This is a genomic window from Flammeovirga sp. AWQ4_249 (genome assembly GCF_056161045.1).
The window spans coordinates 217,903-234,312 of the sequence record NZ_JBSWYJ010000002.1 but is presented as its reverse complement, the minus strand read 5'-3'; the positions used below and the strand labels follow the sequence as shown (position 1 = coordinate 234,312).

14 protein-coding genes are annotated in these 16,410 nt (G+C 32.3%); 5 read left to right on the top strand and 9 right to left on the bottom strand.

Features of this window, described 5'->3' with window-relative positions:
- Nucleotides 1–3: 3 nt before the first annotated feature.
- From ACXAHM_RS02890 to ACXAHM_RS02865, 6 genes are all read right to left on the bottom strand, one after another.
- Nucleotides 4–1,407, bottom strand: coding sequence for a YfcC family protein (locus ACXAHM_RS02890; RefSeq protein ID WP_474958891.1), 1,404 nt, complete (start codon nt 1,405–1,407; stop codon nt 4–6).
- Nucleotides 1,408–1,421: 14 nt separating this feature from the next.
- A complete protein-coding gene (locus tag ACXAHM_RS02885) occupies nt 1,422–2,639 on the bottom strand; it encodes a M20 family metallo-hydrolase (RefSeq protein ID WP_474958890.1) in 1,218 nt (405 codons plus the stop codon).
- Between the two features lie 206 nt (nt 2,640–2,845).
- Entirely contained in the window at nt 2,846–3,865 is a 1,020-nt protein-coding gene (locus ACXAHM_RS02880) for a helix-turn-helix transcriptional regulator (RefSeq protein ID WP_474958889.1), read from the bottom strand.
- 8 nt (nt 3,866–3,873) lie between these two features.
- A complete protein-coding gene (locus ACXAHM_RS02875; RefSeq protein WP_474958888.1) occupies nt 3,874–4,833 on the bottom strand; it encodes a helix-turn-helix domain-containing protein in 960 nt (319 codons plus the stop codon).
- 113 nt (nt 4,834–4,946) lie between these two features.
- Nucleotides 4,947–5,792 (bottom strand): helix-turn-helix transcriptional regulator, encoded by an 846-nt coding sequence (locus tag ACXAHM_RS02870; protein ID WP_474958887.1) that lies wholly within the window; start codon nt 5,790–5,792, stop codon nt 4,947–4,949.
- A 561-nt stretch (nt 5,793–6,353) separates the two neighbouring features.
- Nucleotides 6,354–6,884 carry a hypothetical protein gene (locus tag ACXAHM_RS02865; RefSeq protein WP_474958886.1) on the bottom strand — a complete coding sequence of 177 codons (531 nt, stop codon included), beginning with the start codon at nt 6,882–6,884 and terminating at the stop codon, nt 6,354–6,356.
- Between the two features lie 334 nt (nt 6,885–7,218).
- On the opposite strand from ACXAHM_RS02865, the gene ACXAHM_RS02860 reads away from it, so the two are divergent.
- Nucleotides 7,219–11,205 (top strand): starch-binding protein, encoded by a 3,987-nt coding sequence (locus ACXAHM_RS02860; RefSeq protein WP_474958885.1) that lies wholly within the window; start codon nt 7,219–7,221, stop codon nt 11,203–11,205.
- A gap of 132 nt (nt 11,206–11,337) precedes the next feature.
- On the opposite strand, the gene ACXAHM_RS02855 is transcribed toward ACXAHM_RS02860, so the two are convergent.
- On the bottom strand, nt 11,338–12,351 hold the full coding sequence (locus tag ACXAHM_RS02855; protein WP_474958884.1) for an FUSC family protein: 1,014 nt from the start codon (nt 12,349–12,351) through the stop codon (nt 11,338–11,340).
- Nucleotides 12,352–12,609: 258 nt separating this feature from the next.
- On the opposite strand from ACXAHM_RS02855, the gene ACXAHM_RS02850 reads away from it, so the two are divergent.
- From ACXAHM_RS02850 to ACXAHM_RS02835, 4 genes are all read left to right on the top strand, one after another.
- On the top strand, nt 12,610–13,014 hold the full coding sequence (locus ACXAHM_RS02850) for a hypothetical protein (RefSeq protein WP_474958883.1): 405 nt from the start codon (nt 12,610–12,612) through the stop codon (nt 13,012–13,014).
- A gap of 63 nt (nt 13,015–13,077) precedes the next feature.
- Nucleotides 13,078–13,500, top strand: a complete 423-nt coding sequence (locus ACXAHM_RS02845; protein WP_474958882.1) for a cyclic nucleotide-binding domain-containing protein — start codon at nt 13,078–13,080, stop codon at nt 13,498–13,500.
- A 13-nt stretch (nt 13,501–13,513) separates the two neighbouring features.
- Nucleotides 13,514–14,086 (top strand): Crp/Fnr family transcriptional regulator, encoded by a 573-nt coding sequence (locus ACXAHM_RS02840; RefSeq protein WP_474958881.1) that lies wholly within the window; start codon nt 13,514–13,516, stop codon nt 14,084–14,086.
- Nucleotides 14,087–14,168: 82 nt separating this feature from the next.
- A complete protein-coding gene (locus ACXAHM_RS02835) occupies nt 14,169–14,498 on the top strand; it encodes a DUF2834 domain-containing protein (RefSeq protein WP_474958880.1) in 330 nt (109 codons plus the stop codon).
- 91 nt (nt 14,499–14,589) lie between these two features.
- Here ACXAHM_RS02835 and ACXAHM_RS02830 read toward each other — a convergent pair whose 3' ends face one another.
- Together ACXAHM_RS02830 and ACXAHM_RS02825 are read right to left on the bottom strand one after the other, a co-directional pair.
- Nucleotides 14,590–15,459, bottom strand: a complete 870-nt coding sequence (locus ACXAHM_RS02830; RefSeq protein ID WP_474958879.1) for a ketopantoate reductase family protein — start codon at nt 15,457–15,459, stop codon at nt 14,590–14,592.
- A 26-nt stretch (nt 15,460–15,485) separates the two neighbouring features.
- Nucleotides 15,486–16,253, bottom strand: coding sequence for a haloacid dehalogenase type II (locus tag ACXAHM_RS02825; RefSeq protein WP_474958878.1), 768 nt, complete (start codon nt 16,251–16,253; stop codon nt 15,486–15,488).
- Between the last annotated feature and the right edge of the window lie 157 nt (nt 16,254–16,410).

The following is a 16,410-nucleotide window of genomic DNA, read 5'->3' as shown; positions in this document are numbered from 1 at the left end:
AATTTACATTGGTCCTAACTGCATCCACGTAGCAATAGCCATGAATATCCAACATACTACATAAGCTAAGACAACATACTTGAATATATATTTTAACCATACTCCATAAGGAACTCTACATAGTCCAAGCATGGCGATCAAACCACCTAAAGTAGGGGTAAATATGTTAGTAATACCATCACCAATTTGGAAAGCTAAAATTGTACATTGTCGTGTTAAACCTACTGTATCACCTACAGGAATCATAATAGGAAGTGTCACTAATGCTTGACCACTACCACCAGGGATAAAGATATTGGTGATCGACTGTGTTACTGTCATCACTATAGAAGAAAGTATAGTCGGAAGTGATTCTAAAATACCAATAAAACTATAAGCAATTGTATCACTAATATGACCAGCATCCATTACTACTTTTAGTCCTTGTGCTGCACCAATTAATATGGCAGCCAATGCACAGGTTTCAAAAGATTTAGACATCACTTGACTTATATCATCAATAGTCATTCGAGAAATCAGACCACTAATAATGGCAATGATGATGAAAATTGCTGAGATTTCATTGATGTACCAACCAAAATTGAATACACCAAAAAGCATCACTAATAATCCACCTAAGAATACTCCCAATACAATTTTATCACGAGTAGACGTTTTATATTCTTCTAAGGGTTTGGATAATTCTAAACCTTTTGTATTCAAATCTTGTCCTAAGCCATCATCAGGATTGGCTAATATTTTTTTGAAATAACGAATGTTATAATATACCAATACTGATAATAGCGTAAATACCATTATACTTCTAAAACCCCAACCTGAAAAAAGTGGCATTTCAGCAATCTTGTGTCCAACACCAACTGTATAAGGATTGAATGGAGCCAAGCCAAAACCTACAGAAATACCACCTACTGCCATACCGGCACCAAGGACGGCATCACCGCCAATCGCTAAACTCACAATTACTGCAATAGGGGCAAGTGCAATGTTATTTTCATACCCAACGAAAATTCCTAGTAAACCGTACATGTAAGTCATCATTGCAACAATTAGGTATTTTCTTTCAAGACCTAATTTTTTGACAAATGAACCTACTACATCTTCTAGCATACCATTCTTTTCGAAAATACCGAACATACCGGCACTGGCAAAAACGATAAATACAATATCTGCAATTTCCTGAAAACCAATACCTATGGCAATTACCGTTTCAAAAAGATTGACAGGTGTTTGCTCAATTCTATGATATGTACCATTGACAACTCTTTCAGCACCATCAATTAATTCACGGTCAAAAGCTCCTGCAGGTACAATATAAGTAAGTGCACAAGCACCAATGAGCATGAAAAATAAAATCGCTAATGGATGAGGGATTTTATCTATCCATGAAGCGTGTTTAACTTCAGACATATTTTAATTAGTTTTTAGGCTTTATATGTTTTGATGAAATCGACAACCACTTGGCAAGCGATTTCTAAATCTTCTTCTGTAACAGATTCTAATGGATTATGGCTAATACCATCTTTACATCTTACGAATAACATTCCCATATCTGTAATGTTTTTCATCTCCTGTGCATCATGACCAGCTCCACTAGGGAATGTATAGACACGTTGACCAGTGTTGGCTACACTATGTTGTAAGCTTGAGATAATATTTTCACTACAAGTTGTAGGAGGTGCTTCATTCGTATTTTCTAAAGTATAAGTTAATCCTCTTTTTTCACAGATTGTCTTTAAGATTTCATCAAACTTCTTGACAGAGTTATGTATTAATTCATTATCCAATGAACGAATATCCATTGTGATTTTTGTTTCTCCTGGTATCACATTGATTGAACCTGGAAGGAATTGACTAATACCAAATGTAGCAACGATGTCTTTGATACTTTCGATGTAATGTGTGAATTCTACCATCGCTTCTGATGCTCCAACACCTGCATCTTTACGAAGTGGCATAGGTACAGTACCGGCATGTCCAGCCATACCTTTAATGTTAATATTATATCGATGTGAACCTTGAATTGCATTTACAACACCCACAGCTAGATCTTCATGTTGAAGTACTGGACCTTGTTCGATATGTACTTCTAAGTACCCTACAACATCGTCTTTTAATTTATCCTCATCGATTTTATCAGGATCAAGACCAAATGCTTTTAATTCATCTTTTAAAGGTACTCCATCTTCACTCAAACGGTTTAATAATTCCTTAGGGAAAGTACCTGCAAGTACTTTTGAGCCTAGATATGTAGTTGCAAAACGGACTCCTTCCTCATCACCAAAAGAAACTATTTTTACATTGTATTCTAATTCTTCATTATTTTCAATGAGATATTTTAATGAGATTAATGGAAGAATAACGCCTAATGCACCATCATATTTTCCACCATTACGAACCGTATCGTGATGTGAACCCAGAACTAAAGTTTTGTTTGTTTTCTTAGGATTAACGTACGTACCAATCATATTTCCGATGTTATCTACTTCAACTTCGAGACCAATATCTTTCATCAATTTTCCAAGATATTCATAAGCTGCCTTATGTTCAGGAGTGAGATAAAGTCGTGTGACACCAGGTCCTTCTAATGAAAACTGTGATAATTCTTCTAATACTTGGTATGTTTCTTTTCCTAGGTTCATATGAGTACATTTATATATTTACGTTTAAGACTGAGAATGATCTTAAATCGTTCGTGTTTCAAAAAAAATAACATTTAAAATGGAATACGGTAAAACTTGAGAAATAGATGATAAACGAGGTGTTGATAAAAGGAATTTAACAGTTATAAATTGAAATCTAAATAAAGTAGATGAATATTAATAGCTATTGAGGCGTTCCTTTTTTATCACTTTGCCTTGTTATTTTTTTCTAATTTTTTTCGGCGTTCTTCTCTATGATTATAATAGTATTCTATATATTCTTTAGGTGTTACATTGTATTTTTTCTTAAAGGCTTGAGAGAAATGACTTGCACTTGAGAAACCGAGTTCCAAAGCAACAAATGATATAGAATTGTTGGGATCAGTTAATAACTCCTTTGACTTCTGTAACCTAAAATCTTGATAATAAGTCATGATTGATATACCGAATGTTTGACGGAATAGATTACGCAAACGACTTTCACTTAATCCTACTTCCTTAGAAATATCATCTATACTAATGGGTTTATCGTAGGCATTATTGACCAAACTTTGAGCTTTTAAAGTAGCTTGTATATTAAAATTATACCTTCCAGAAACTTCGATCTCTTCTCTATTTTCCATTGAAATAAAAAAGTTTGTAATCAGTACTCTAGAAATTACAGAGATGTATTCTTTCTCATAATATTCTCCTTTTTTGATATCAAATAACTCATTGATTATCCATCGTGAATTGATAGGTATTTCTTCATAAAAAAAGATATCTTGATCTAAATTCATGAATTTTTTCAGCTTAGGAGATTTATTGACAAATTCTAAATATAAAGCTTCAGATAACCTAACTTCAACAATACGCAATGCTACATTTTGCTCAAATGTAGCTGCATACCCCAAATTTGTATTTGTACAATACACACCATGAGCATATTTATTGAACTTCTCTAATTCTGTTAATTCATCTAATTCTGTAGAGGTTGAAAAATTGTCATTGTCAGGTACAATAAAAGTGAGTCTTACAAAAGGAAGCTTCACAATTTCAAAGTCCTGAAATTGTATCTGTTCTTTGAGATTTAAATCAAGACGCAAAAGATCATAGTCTTCAAACTCATTCGCTTCAAGTACACCTTCTGCAATGTTATTTTTAATCGTTAAGGTATCTCCTTTGGGTTTTGTATTAAGCTGAATACCCCAATTTTCTAAAGATCTATTTAAAAACTCTCTATCCATAAATTCTGTTATCGATTACTATTTTTAAATTGCTTAGGGGTTTGCTTGAAGTATTTTTTAAATGCTTGTGAGAAGTGAGCAGAACTAGAAAAGCCAAAATCCATGGCAATTTGAGACATTGTTTTATCTGTTTGTAACAATACTTCTTGAGATTTTGTTAATCTTAATTTTAAGTGATAGCTATAAATCGATTCTCCAAAAGCTTCTTTAAATAGTACTCTTAATCGACTTTCACTTAATCCTACTTCTTTACATATTTCTTCTATACTTACTTGTTGTTTAATATTTTGTTCTAAAATCTGATAGGTTTCTAAAATTGGTTGAATAAGGTTTTTTTGATCATCATCCTTTCTTTTCTTTACTTTTCTTCGTGCAACTTTTATCATGAACTGTATCAATAAACCTGAAGAAATATTATAAATTCGATCAAGATCATACGTATTGTCTCCTTTGATATTAATAATTTCAGTTGTAAACCAACGTAGATGAGGATCCAAATCTTCAAATATTAAAAATTCCCTTTCAAGGTTAAATAATATTTTAGTGCTTTCGTATTGATCAATTAACGTTTTGAAATACTTCTTATCAACTCTAATAGCAACAAATTTATGTTCTATATTTTGTGTATATGTCCACTCTAAATCTCCATCAAGATGAATGGAGATGATACCAAAAGACTGGTATAGTTTATTGCGTACAACAGATTCTCCAGAGAGATTTCTTACGTGTCCAGGATTAGAAAATGAGATATTTACAAAAGGTAAATTAATAAGAGAGGACGTTTTGAAATGCACCTTCTTTTTTAGCATAAAGTCAAATACCATGATATGGAATTTATCATCGAATTGATATCCTTTTATTTCTCCTTTCCCATTTTCATTATCAAAATAAAGTCTTTGATCCTCTATTGTACCATTTACATTTTGACACCAAAACTCTAATGTTTGATTGATAATACTGTAATCCATTGATCTATTTTTATTCTATTATTTCAATAACACAATTGAAGGTCTTAGTTTCAAACTGATCCTTAAAATATTCAATAACTAATTAGATAATGTCTAATAATCAAAGAATCAATCTATTTTCTATGAACAATCTTTTTGAGGTGTTCGGTGTAGTATTCTATAAATTCTTTTGGTGTAATACTAAATTTTTTCTTGAAAACTTGAGCAAAATGACTAGTACTATTAAATCCTAAATCTAAAGCTACATTTGAAATAGATACATTCGGTTCACATAGCATTTCTTTTGATTTTTGTAGTCGATAATCTTGATAATAGTTCATGATACTAATCCCAAATGTTTGTCGAAATAAACTTCTCAATCGACTTTCACTCAATCCTACCTCTTTACAAATGTCATCCATACTTAGTACTTTGTTATAGGCATTATTTACCAACTTTTGGGCTTTTAGTGTAGTAGTAATATTGAAGCTATATCGACTTGGTTCATCTATAACTTGTCGATTGTCCATTGACATAAAAAAGTTAGTGATCAATGCTCTTCCAACATTTTCTACTCTTTCATTTCTGTAAAATTCTTCTTTTGTTAAGTCATAAAAATAATTAATACCACAACGAAAAATAATATTGATTTCTTCATAAAAGAAAATAGGGTTGTCCAAAGACATAATTCCTTTAAGAACTGTAGACTTGTTGACTAAATGATTAAAATATTGATTAGATAACCTAATTTCGATAATCCTGACATGTGCCCCTTTTTCAAAATCTGCAGAATAACCAATGTTAGAATTACTACAGTAGGCTCCATATGCATATTTGTTGTATTTCTCTAATTCATATTTTTCATCTAATTCAAGGTCTCTTTGATTATAATCTTGTGTAGGAACTATTAAGGTTAAACGTACAAATGGTAGAATTTCAAAATCCTGATCTTCTAATTTGAAATCCTTTTTTAGATGCATATCTATTTTAATCACCTCTTGTGATCGAATTATCAATATCAAAATAAATACCTTCAGTATCTACATTGATCATTCTTCCCCAATTTTTAATTGATTTTTCTAAATAGGTTCTATTCATACTTATGAGGTGATAAATAACTACGATTTGTGCTCCATTTTGAATGCTTTTGGAGTTTGTTTAAAGTACTTTTTAAAAGCTAATGAATAGTGGGCTGAACTAGAAAAAACTAAAATCCATTGCTACTTGAGAAATAGTTTTATTTCCTTTTAATATGGAATCTTTTGATTTATTGAGTCTTAATTTTAAATGAAAACCATATATAGTATCTCCATATGTTTCCTTGAATAATACTCTTAGTCGACTCTGACTCAATCCCACTCCACTTCTTTACATATTTCTTCTATAGAAATGGATTGATTTAAGTTTTTTTCGAGTAATTGATATGTCTTGATAATAGGCTCAATATGAACTCCTTCCTTTTCGGTTATCTTTGAAATTTTACGCTTTGCAATATTTGCAAAAAAATGAATAGATAGTCCAACAGAAAGATTGATATACCTTTATCCATGGTATGGGTTTGATTTTTTGACACGAAATAACACAATGATAAACCATTTCATTACAGGGTCAAAATCCTCAAAAATAATAAACTCTTTATCAAGATTTAGCAATGCTCGAGTACTATTATATTGAGTAGAATATTCTTTAAACTTCTCTTTTTCAACTCTTAATGCGACAAACTTATGATGCACACTTTTAGTATACGACCATTCCAGTTGCCCATTTATGTGAAAACAGATTATCCCAAATGATTTGTATAAAATGTTATCAACAAATTGATCATGAGCTAATCGCCTTATATTTCCTGGGTTTGCAATAAAAATATTGATGTAGGATCGATCAGTAAAACCATCAGAAATAAATTTTAGGTCTTTATGTAGGATAAAGTCAAATGTAACTAATTGAAAATATTTTGTGACCTGAATACCTTCTATTCTACCTTTTCCATTTTCATTATCAAAAGTCAATACTTCACCATCAATAGATCCATTCCAAAAATGAAGGGCATTATGTATAATACTTATATCCATAAAGACATTTTATCGTTAACACAGTAATTTTATCAAACTTTTTTGGTTCTTCAAATCCAGCAATGAATTGTTCAAAAGAATCTTTAGATAGTAGATACAAAAACATTACGATACTTTTTTACATGAAAGAATAACTAAAATTTAGGTTGATTTTTTATAAAGTTTCAAGGAACCGCCATAATCTGACACGTACCACTTCATAAATGAAACGCTAAATTCACTTTATGGAACGACTGTAATTAAACTAAAGTGTAATATTGAATCATCAGCCAAAAGAGGACTAACTAAAACGATTACCTAGAACTGACTTTTACTTAAATATTACAGTATGAAAATGAAAATTACTAAATGCCTATTGATGCTATTTATAGTATTTACTACAGGAATCAATACGCTTTTTGCTCAGACTGATTTCCGTGAGGAAACAATCTATTTCTTGATGACCACACGTTTTTTTGATGGAGACCCAGGTAATAATGTCCCAAATGAGTGGAGTTCGTATAACCCAGATCCAGAGATCAATCCTGCAATTACAGATCCTAATGATGTAACATGGAAAGGTGACTTTAAAGGTTTGATAGAGAAGTTGGATTACATTCAAGATTTAGGATTTACAGCGATTTGGATTACGCCAATTGTACAAAACTGGAGTCCATTAGATTACCACGGATATCATGCCTATGATTTTACAAAAGTGGATCCCCGACTAGAATCTCCAGGTGCAACTTTCCAAGATTTAATCAATGAAGTACATGCACGAGATATGAAAATCGTATTGGATGTAGTCACAAATCATGCAGGACGTTTTGGTATTAAAGGCTTAGCTGAAATAAAATATAACACGGATACTTCTGCAGTTTGGGGACAGGATTTGAATGGTAATCCATTACAACCTAACCCCAACTGGGAGTATGACGGTATGACACCAAATCCTGATGATGGATTGATATGGAGTAGAGCAAATATTCCTACTCTACCAGCACCATATAATGATAACCTAAAAAATCACAATTGGCCCTCTACTATTTCTTATGTCAATACTACTGACCCAGAATGGTATCATCAAAGTGGCAATGGCTTCGCTCAAGGATGGGATGATACAGAAAACCTATACAATAGAGCATTGGCAGGGGATACACCAGATTTGAATACTAGTAGCCCAGTTGTCAGAGAATATCTGGTCAATGCTTATAAGACATTTATTGAAATGGGAGTCGATGCATTCCGTTGGGATACAATCAAGCATATGTCAAAAGAAGATGTACTTTATTTTTTAGATGCTTTTAAAGCCATCAATCCTGATTTATTTGTTTTTGGTGAAGTAGCACAAAAGCGTCATGAATTACATAGTATTGAAGAAATAAACCCTCACTGGTATACTTGGAGAGGAGCAACAAATGCTTCGGAACCATCAGGAATGGCAGTGATAGATTTTTATGCTGAAGCAAGTTTTCATGGACCTTTTGAATATGGAGAAGGCTTTGGAGGGGTAAAAGCGGCAGCTCGTTATGATCATTTATACGCAGATCCTTCTACTAACTTATTATGGTTAGATAACCATGACTTTGGTCCTAATAATGACTGGAACAAACGTTATGGAGGAACAGATGAAAACCTTGCAGCATGTATGAACTTTATGTTTACATGGAGAGGAATTCCCATTGTTTATTATGGAACGGAAATGCGTTTCATGTCAGGTGCTTTTGCAGATATTCATGATGCTGAAGGAATAAAAAAATCAATCAATGAAACAGGTAGAGCTTATTATGGTGATGTAATGGATCAAGCACCAAGCCATAAAATCTATCAACATATCAAGAAACTTAATGCCATGAGATCAGCTATCCCAGCGCTTCAAAAAGGAGAGTGGAGGTGGAATGGTGATAATGGTGGCAATGGTGTTGGCTATGTGCGCGTTTATGGTGAAAGTGAAGTAGCTGTTGGTTTAGCAAAAGATGGTTCAGCTACCTTCAATTTCACTGGTTTAACAAATGGTGTGTATCGTGATGCGGTAACAGGAGCTGAAACAGTAGTATCAAATGGTACTTTAAATTGTACAGTAGAGTCAGGCTCTGCAGCAATATTTGTACTTAATGGTCCAGGAATGATCGGTGGCAATGGCGTAGGTTTTTTCCAAGCAGGAGAAGGCGGTCCAAGTCTTCCTTTTGTTAGTGCTTCTCCAGCACCACGTCGTTATGATAATCCAGTTGAAGTTAATCTTTCGGCTTCTCTTGGTGCAGGAGGCCCCTATACTATTTATTATACAACTGACGGTTCACAACCGAATGGATCAAGTGCTCAATATAACAATACAAAAATCTCAATAACTGAGGATACAGACATTAAAGCGTACGCTGTAGATACAGATGGTAATACCTCTTCTGTAACAACCTTCTCTTACAGAATTGGGGAAGTGGAAGGTCTTGATGTTTATTTCAAAAAACCTTCCAATTGGAATAATGTCAATGTACATTATTGGCAAGAAACACCAGCAGGAACATTAACGCCAAGTACATGGCCTGGTCCAAATATGACACTATACGAAGGAGATTGGTACAAGTATACTTTTGAAGATACAGAAAGTGTCAATCTACTTTTCAGTGATAATGGAAGCAACAAAACAATAGATCTTTCAAGAAACTCAAATGGATGGTTTGATGGTAATACATGGCATAATGAATGCCCTGATTGTGAAGTTGTACAACCTTCAGCTCCAACTCTTATGTTATCACAATCTGGAAATCAAGTGGAAGCATCAGCGACTGAAAATGGTGTGATTTATTATACTTTAGATGGAACTACACCTACACCAAATGATACAATGTATTCGGGTACTGTATTATTGACTGGGACAGCAGGAGAAACAGTAACTTTTAAAGCAATTGCGGTTAATGAAGTAGGGAGTTCATCTGTTGAATTAGTAAGCTATACAATTCCAGAACCTGTTGAAGGTGGTATGACAGTTTATTTTAAAGCAGGTTGTAGTAATCCTAGTATTTATTATTGGAATGTTCAGAACGGAGCGATGACAACTTCATGGCCTGGAGAATCAATGGTTGCTTCAACAGCTTATCCAGGGTTCTATGAATATACGATTGATGGAACTTGTACAAACCTAATTTTACTATGTGGAGATACAAAAATCACTGGTGATGAAATGAATGTTTGCGGTGATGTGTGGTACGACAATGGATGGATTAATGAACCTGTCAACACTCCTGATACAACACCACCAACGGTATCTATTTCACCCGATGGAAGTAATTTTATTGGATCAGGAAATATTTCAATTCAAGCCTCAGATGATAGAGGAGGAGCAGTAACTATTTATTATACAATAGATGGATCTACACCAACTACAGCATCCTCTTCGGGTATAAACAATGTTTCTTTGACCATTTCAGAAAATACTACGGTGACAGCTATGGCTGTAGATGAAGCAGGAAATGAATCAACAGTTACAACTGCTAGTTTTACTGTATCAGAACCTTCAGGAGGCTTTACAGTTTATGTGAAAGGATATTCAACAATTTACCATTGGAATGCTTCTCCTTCAGGAAGCCAAGCGAATGCTTCTTGGCCGGGAGTCAGTATGACCAGTAATAATGGATGGTATATGTTTACATTCCCCGAAGCTGTACAATCATCGAATATTATATTTAGTAATAATGGAGGTGGACAAACAGCTGATCTTTCAAGAGATCGTGAGGGATGGTTTAAAGATGGACAATGGTATGATACGAATCCAGAAGAGAACCAACCTCAACCAACAGGTCTAACGATTCATTTAAAATCAACATGGACTAATCCTAAATTACATTACTGGAATGCTTCGGATGGAAGTAGTAGTAATTGGCCGGGAGTCAATATGCAAAATGATGGCAATGGTTGGTATAGCTATACAATACCGAATGCAAATTCTACCAATTTATTATTCCATGACGGAAATGGTAATCAAACTTCAGATCTTTCACGTTCAGGAAATGGATGGTACATGGATGGTCAATGGTATGATGAAAATCCAGAATCTAGTGGATCTCGATTGATAAACGAATCATTAAATATAGAAAAAGATATAACACTATATCCAACTTTAGTTGATCATCATTTTGTCTTGAGAGTAAGTACAGAAACGGATCAAAATTTAAGGATTGATTTATATAATCTGAATGGAAAATCGATGATGCCTACTCAAAATAAACCTATCAAAGCAGGTAGAAGAGAAATCATTATTGATCATTTAGATCTGGCTTCAGGCATGTATTTAGTCAATATTATGATTGGAGATCAAAGAGTGATTAAAAAGATAATCAAAAAATAGAGTGTAAACAGTTTAAATGACAAAAGCCCGTGAGGACATTTCTTCACGGGCTAATTTTTTACCCATATATCATTCTAGTAAAGTAGATTTTTTATGAATTCAATTCTACATAATGGAGTATAGACGCTAAACCTAATTTACTTTTACTTTCTTATGAATTTGATGTGATAGATGATGTCCAATTATTGAAAGTAGCCCTCCAAATAAAAAGAGACCTAAAATCTTTGCGAAAATATCTGGATGTTGTACAGTGGAAGGTGTTAATGAATAAATAACAGGCCCAATGACCATGAGCATTCTGAAGTAAAAACTTTTGCTAGGAAATCTAAATGAACAATACATTAGTATTCCAAAAAGAACGCCAATGACAAGTATATAGAGGTAAGGAGAAATGAAACTTGAAGTATGATTTCCTATCCATTTAGTAATAAAAACGCCTAAAGTTGACAAGAAAACAACTCTTATCGTCATCATGATATCTTTCATAGGATTTTTATGAATACTAGTGGCTCCAATTAAAATAGTAAGCATAGTTGCCGCTCCTTGGAACAACTTATCATTGACATAAATATAAATTAATAGAAATAATAAATAAGAAAATACTCCTCTAAGAAAGAACTGTAAATGAGTGACTTCCTCTATTTTACGTTCTTTTTGCTCTGGAAATGCAACATGTTTTCTAAAATACAAATAAGCTATAGTTGGTAAAATTACTGCAATACATCCCAAAATTGTTTCACCAATCCTTTGTGCAATTCCTAATTTTAAATGACTACTATCTGCATTAATGAAATTGCCTAAACCAAAGATGCCTATGGTAATGATGATAATAAAGAAGAAGTAGAAATGTTGCTTATACTTGATGGACAAATGCCCTGTGCCTAAGACCAACGAAACTAATGCAGCATAATAAATAAAAGGATTTTCTATAAATGAGATACTTATCAACATTATAGCTCCTACAACTGTCGCCAAGACTCTATGTATGCTTTTTTGAATGAAATGCGATTTTGTAGGTGAAAATATTAAAGGTAAAGTTAATAATCCCCACTCAGGATGTGGTAATTGGAAATAATATTGAATTACGAGCAAGGTAATTACAATGAAAATATACAGTAGACTTAGAGATTTATATTCTTTATTCATATTGATTCAATGTTGATGTTTTACAAAAGTACCTAACTATCAAATCTTTAAATGGTAAATAAAATTAGAACTGTGGTAAAAAACGCTAAAATTGTTCATTTGGCTAATATATGTTCGTAAGTGAACATTAGTTAATATTATTAAACGAATTGATATTAACTTATGATATTGGTAATCAGCTTTTTATGAAATTATGGCATAACTATGGAATTACTATTGGCATATTAACTAGTGTTCAAATTAATTACATTTACCAAGATGAAAACTTTACTTACTACTCTTATTGTATCGTTATTGACTTTAAACGTTTTTGCTGTTAATCCTTTAGATGGATTAAAAAGTGATGAAGCTTCAAAATTAGCTGCAATTGTAAAGAAAGCAGACAAAAACGATTGGAAGACTTACATGAAAGCAGCTCAATTGTCAATCAATTGGGATACAGATCTTGAGATGGCGAAAGAGTGGATCGATCACGCACATTCTATAAGTGTAAATCCTCATACATTGGAAGTTATGGGAGATTATTATCTCAAGGTGGGTAATGTTGAAAAAGCTTATGCAACATATCAAGAAGCTTTATTAATTGATATTACTAAAGTAGATATGAAGACTAAGGCTAGATTACAGAGAAAACTTATGGTTTATGCTCAAGAATTAAAATAACTTTTCGATTTTTATCAGTTCCCTTTTCCAAGTTTCTGGAAAAGGGACTTTTTATTTTACTACATGATTGAATTTTTATCTCATTGCTCTAAATTCATTAACATCACACTTGAAGATGTTGCTGTACTTCATCAACTATTACCCACTAAGTCACTCTCTAAAAATGCTTTTATCTTAAAAAATGAAAGCCATATAAAGAGTTTTTATTTTATAGAAAATGGAAAGGTATTTATAGAATCGAAATGGAGTGACCAAACTGAAAATCAGATTATAAATAAGGGATCTTTTATTAGTACCTATCAGTATAAACGAGTTGAAAAACAACATTTTACTATTCAGTCTATTGAAGACCTAATATATGTAGAACTTTCTTTAGAGAACCTTTTAAAGCTTTTTGAATATCATGAAAAATTTAAAATTCTCCCCTCATTAATGTTACAAAAAGATATTGTTGAAAAATATGATTTAGAATTTTACACCGGATAACAACACGCATACTATGTACAAGTTTTTAAACTTCCTTACTAACTATGTCGACCTTGATGAAAAGGATGTCGATTTTCTAATTAATACATTAAACATTAGAAGTTTCCAAAAAAGTGAATATCTCTTGAAAGAAGGAGATGTTTCCACAAAGTTTTTCTTTATTGAGAAAGGGCTTGTTCGACTATTTTATAATCACGATGGTGAGGAAAAAACAGCCTATTTTTACAATAAAGATTACTTTGTTAGTGCTTATGCAAGCTTTATTAAAAAAGAAGCTTGTCAATTTAATCTTCAAGCTTTAGAAGGTACTACTTGTGTCGAAATTTCACTTGAAGCTTCAATTGCTTTATTGCAATACCATCATAAATTCGAATTTTTAGCAAGAGTAGCAATGGAAGAGGAACTGATGAAGCACCAAGAAATTATCGCTTCTTTATTAATGTTGAAACCAGAAGAACGCTACAACGAATTATTACACAAAACTCCTGATCTTTTTCAACGTGTTCCTCAACATATGATTGCTTCTCATTTAGGTGTAAAACCTGAGTCATTAAGTAGAATCAAAAAACGACAAATGGCATCATAATCTTAACTAAAGTCAATAGAAAAAAAGAGCTTTCTGATGAATTTTAAAGTAGTCAATTTTTGTCATTTTAAAACATCAGAACATGAAAAATGTATTATTGATTTTTTCGATTGTAGGTTTTTTAGTACCTAACTATTTTGTCTTGTTAGAGAGCATAGAAACGGGTAATATTTTACTTTATACAGATCCAATTTTTACTATGAAAACAATGTTTTCAAGTAGAATAAATACTATATTTTCCTTAGACTTATTGATAACAGTATTAGCATTTTTTTATTGGACGTTCAACGAAAAAAGAATAGTAAACAAGAGTCTTTTTACACTTTGGTTAGTAACTATATTATTTGGTTTGGCAGGGGGATTTCCGTTGTATTTATTTATTAGAAATAGAAATGTAGAAGATGATTTGTAATGTATTTTGTATGACAATGAGAAAAAAGAGTCACACATCGTATATTTTAAATGAAACCCTAAAGACCTAGATCCTTAGGGTGTTCAAATAATCAAATTGGAAGTTTTTGTTCTTGAATATAGTCTATTAAGGTTGCTTTTTCATTTCTAATTTTGCCTTTCTCTAGATCAATTTGTAGAGAAGGTTTAGCATGGAAAGGAAAGTTATCTAACATTTTACATGCATTTTCAATGTCTTGATGTGTAAGCTTAACATTTTTGGAGTTGGCAATTGAAACAATCTCAGACATGGTAACACGAAGCATATCCATAGAACTTTCATTTTCTCGAAGTTGTCCCATAGTTACTCCTAAGTTGTACGTCACTTGACTGACAGCAGAAACAAAAAGAAACTTTCTCCAGATTACTTCTTTAATATTTTCACAGTAAGAAATGTTCAAACCATTATCTTGTAAAAGGTCTACAACCCAATTTAAATCTTGTTGATAGGTATTGCCAATAATAATATTTCCAGGTCCTCCTAAATGTCTAGCAACTCCTGCTTCTTCAATATTTGAAATGATATAAATACTACCATCAAAAATATTAGAAACTGGATGCTGGGTATATTTAAAAATTAGTTCTTTAATATTTACTCCATTTAATAATGGAATAACCAATGAATTTTGTTTTAAACAGGATTTATATTGGGTTAAGGCTTCAGAGAGATCACACGATTTTACAGTGACAAATAAGAAATCTAATTTTCCTATTTCCTCTGGATTATCTGAAACGAGGTGAGGAGTTACATTGATAATTTCATCACTCGTTTTTAATGTTAAACCATGTACTAGTAGTTGTTTTTTGGTTTGACCTCTGCTGATACAGATTACTTCTATATCATCGTCAGCATTACGAAGAAGTTGAGTAGCAATAAAGCTACCTACTCCTCCCATACCTAAAATACCAATACGTATTTTCATGTGTAATTAAGTTAGTTATGTGAAATTTATTTAGAGCTTTGAGTTAAATCTTCTAGTTGATTTGCTAATTCAATTAAGTCATTAACGATATAATCTGGCTTTTCTACTAATGGATATAATGCTTTTCCTGGTCTTGCAATAAATGCAGTATTTAATCCCGCTTCTTTTGCTCCAGCGACATCCCAACCATGTGCAGCTACCATTAAAGTCTGATCAGCAGAAACTCCTGCTTTTTCTAACGCCCATTTATAACTGTCTACATGTGGTTTATATATTTTAATGGTTTCAACGCTTAACATTTCATCGATGTAAGAAGTTAAGCCAGCGTTGGCCATTTGAGTTTTTACACCGGTATATGATGAATTGGTAAAAGTAATTACTTTATAACCTTTAGCTTTTAAGATTCTTAATCCTTCTTCTACATCCTTATGTGCAGGTAATGAACGAAGTGGAGTTACGATTGCTTTTTTCGCATCTTCTTTTGATAATTCAATATTATGATTTTCTGCGACCATTAGTAATGTAGCTGTTCCAATCGTTCCGAAGTGTTCATAGCGATTGATGTCAGTGGCAACTAATGAATAATGTAACATCTTTGAAAACCATAATTCTAATAAATCACTTCGTCCACCCAATGCCTGAGTGACAGAAGATCTCATGTTATTCAGATCAAGAATAGTCTCATTTACATCTAAGAAAATCACTTTTACTTTAGGTTCTTCTGTATTTGGTCGTGTCTCTTTAAAAGAAAATAATAGGAAAGATGCTAAGGTTAATAATAAGATCTTTTTCATCAGTTTGGAAGTTATTTGATTAATAATTTGTTATTGAAATAATAGGTTACAACAGGAAAAAACTTAAAGTAAAGTTGATGTAATAGCTGTTGTTGTTTTCACAAATGTATATAATATTTAAAAACATTCCAAGTGGTATGTTTTTGTTGTATATAAA